Origin of the sequence: Phenylobacterium sp. (genome assembly GCF_030693805.1) — a bacterium.
Classification (GTDB): domain Bacteria; phylum Pseudomonadota; class Alphaproteobacteria; order Caulobacterales; family Caulobacteraceae; genus Phenylobacterium.
Genome location: NZ_JAUXZW010000408.1, coordinates 1 through 2854 on the forward strand (window position 1 = coordinate 1; position 2854 = coordinate 2854).

Consider the following 2854-nt stretch of genomic DNA (forward strand, 5'->3'; position numbering starts at 1 on the left):
GCGCACGCAGATCTCGCCGGGCTCGCCCTGCGCCACCTCTGACCCATCCTCGTTCAGCAGGCGCACGTCGACGCCAGGAACCGGCACGCCGCACGAGCCGAAGCGCTCCGGATTGGCCGGGTCGTGGTCGGCCTTGCTGAGCACGCTGATCGGATAGCACTCCGACTGGCCGTAAAGCTGCGAGAACACCGGGCCGATGCGCTGCATTCCCTCGATCAGCCGGCTAGGGGACATCGGCGAGGCGCCGTAGAGCAGCAACTCCAGGGAGCTGAGATCGGCTGTATCCAGATCGGGGTCGTCCAGCAGGCCGTAGATCATCGTCGGCACCATCAGCGCCATGTTGATCCGCTCGCGCGCGATGGTGTCGAGCACGCCGCGGCTGGAGAAGCCGTTCATCAGGTGCACGCGCCCGCCCTTGAACAGGGTCGGCACGATCTTCTGGCCGGTGACGTGGCTGATCGGCGCGACGGCAAGGTAGGTGGGATTGTCGGGAACCTCGAACGCGCCCAGCACCGCGCCCGGCCGCGCGGCGGCGGCGACATGGCGGGTGAGCACGCCTTTTGGCCGCCCGGTGGTGCCGCCGGTATAGTTGAGGAAGGCGAGGTCGTCGGCCTGCGCCAGGTCGCGGGCGGTGACCGCGCCGGCGTCTTGCGCCGCGGCCAGAAGGTCGATCCCGTAGTCGGCCTGGCCCAGCGTGAAGAACACGCCGACGCCGGCCTGAGCCGCAAGTTCCGCGCCGCGCGCGGCGTGCCGGGGCACATCGACGACGAGAGCGTCGGCCTCGGCGTTGCTCACCTGATACAGATGGTCGTCCAGCGAGCCGATGGGGTGCAGCGGAGTCAGGCTGAGCCCGTTGGCCTGGGCCGCGACGCCGGCGCACCAGGCCTCGACGCGATTGCCGGCTAGCAGCGCCAGGCGTTTCCCACGTACCAGTCCGTGAGCCGCATACACGCTCTGGAAGCGGGCGATGAGGTCAAGGGTCTGGGCGTAGGTGATTTCGCCGCCCTCCCAGCTGAACGCCACGCGGTCGGGGTGGCGCGCGAGGACGCGCAGCGACAGGCCGCTGAGCGTGCTGCCCGCGCGTACAGGCTGGCCGGTCATGGCTGCATCTCCCTGACTTCAGCGACGGCCGCCAAGTATTCACGCCGCGTGGTCTCGATGACCTCGGCCACGCCCTGCACCACGCCGACGCCGGACACCGAATGTCCGGCGCTCCACACGTCGACCCAGCGCTGGCGGCCGGGGCCGGCTTGTCCGCCGCCATACATTTCCGCCGCGCTGCTGACGCTCACCGCCTCGTCGAGCGACGCAGGATCGAGCCCGGCGGCGCGGATCGACGGCAGCAGCATGTTGGTGTTGAGCCCGGTGAAAGCCCTGGTGGTCATCACGTCGTCGAGCGTCGCCTCGACCAGCATCGCCTTGTAGGCGTCCTTGGCCATGCTTTCGTGGGTGGCGATCAGCTTGGTGCCCATGTAGGCGAGGTCGCAGCCGAGCGCACGGGCCGCCCACAGAGCCTGGCCGTCTGCGACGCCGCCAGCCAGCACGATCGGGCCATCGAAGATCGCCCGGACGGCGCGCACGAAAGCGAAGGGGTTCATCCAGCCGGTCTGTCCGCCGGCGCCTGCGGTGAGCAGCACCAGCCCGTCAGCGCCCGCTTCGATCGCCTTCTGCGCATGGCGCAAGGTGGCGACATCGGCCAGCACCAGACAGCCGGCGTCACGCAGCGGCGCGACCACGGCGGCCGGCGAGCCGACGCTGGTGATGACGACTTCGACCTTGGCGCGGATCAGCCTAGCGAGGTCGTCGGCCATTCTCGGCGAGCGGATGATCAGGTTGGCGCACCATGGCGCAGCGGGGGGCTCCATCGCGGCGAGCTCGGCGTTGATGCGTGTAAGCCACCCATCCAATTCCGCGCCCGAACGCGCGTTGGCGGTGGGGAAGGAGCCGACCACGCCGGCTTTGCAGGCGGCGATCACCAGATCAGGCCCCGAGACGCGCAGCATCGGCGCTGCGATCAATGGCAACCGCATGCGGCGCGTGATGTTTTCCGGCAGGCGCGCGGCCATCTTCTCCATCCCCTACGCGGGCTCTCGGGCGCCGCGCTCGACCCAACCTAGTGGCTTGCCAGGGTGCGGCAAGCTCAGTTCCGGACCCAGGCGGCCGATTCATCTGGGCTAGGCGTGAACGCGATGCGTATCCTCGTCCAGCGCGCCATCAGAGCGCGGCGGGAGGATGCGATGCGAAAGACCTTGTCCTTGATTGCAGTGACCTGGGCGGCGATGTCGGCGGGCGCGACGGCCCAACCCGCCCCGCCTGTCGAACCGGACATCATGTTCATCAGCGCCGAGCAGACCGCGGCGCTGATCGCCAAGGCCAAGGCCGAGCGCAAGGACACGGCCATGGCGCCGGTGCAAACCATGGTTCGCGCACCAGGCCTGCGCGCGTTGGTGGAGTATCGGGTCGCCCCGACGCCCGCCTCGGTGCACGAGCGGGAAGCCGAGCTGTTCTATGTGCTGGACGGCTCCGGCGCGATGATCGTCGGCGGCGCCCTGACCGACGCCAAGCGGGTCAACCCCAGCAACATCACCGGAACGGGCGTCAGTGGAGGTGTGACCCATCCCCTGGCCAAGGGGGACTTCCTGTTGGTCCCTGCGGGTACGCCGCACTACTACGCCCAGGTCGGCGCGCAGGGCCTGACGGTGATGAGCCTGCACATCCCGACCGTCCCCTGACGTCAGACCATCCCGTGGATGAGCGTGCGCGGGCTTGCATCGCCCAGTTCAGACCCGCCGTCGCAGGTCAGGATCGTGCCGTTGAAGTAGCTGGCTGACTCGCTGCACAGGAACACCGCGCT

At 69.1% G+C, this 2854-nt stretch carries 3 protein-coding genes; 1 reads left to right on the forward strand and 2 read right to left on the reverse strand.

Annotated features, from left to right (window positions below):
* Together Q8M88_RS16325 and Q8M88_RS16330 are read right to left on the reverse strand one after the other, a co-directional pair.
* Positions 1 to 1101: AMP-binding protein (locus tag Q8M88_RS16325; protein WP_305598212.1), on the reverse strand; the 1101-nt coding region annotated here is incomplete at its 3' end.
* Positions 1098 to 2066, reverse strand: coding sequence for a nitronate monooxygenase family protein (locus Q8M88_RS16330; protein ID WP_305598213.1), 969 nt, complete (start codon positions 2064 to 2066; stop codon positions 1098 to 1100). The genes Q8M88_RS16325 and Q8M88_RS16330, both read right to left, overlap by 4 nt.
* A gap of 171 nt (positions 2067 to 2237) precedes the next feature.
* On the opposite strand from Q8M88_RS16330, the gene Q8M88_RS16335 reads away from it, so the two are divergent.
* Positions 2238 to 2732 (forward strand): hypothetical protein, encoded by a 495-nt coding sequence (locus tag Q8M88_RS16335; RefSeq protein ID WP_305598214.1) that lies wholly within the window; start codon positions 2238 to 2240, stop codon positions 2730 to 2732.
* Positions 2733 to 2854: the final 122 nt, after the last annotated feature.

What these genes read in the sequence shown, in the direction of transcription:
- Q8M88_RS16330 (WP_305598213.1), bottom strand. Translation starts at nt 2,066, where the DNA reads ATGGCCGCGCGCCTGCCGGAAAACATCACGCGCCGCATGCGGTTGCCA.
- Q8M88_RS16335 (WP_305598214.1), top strand. Translation starts at nt 2,238, where the DNA reads ATGCGAAAGACCTTGTCCTTGATTGCAGTGACCTGGGCGGCGATGTCG.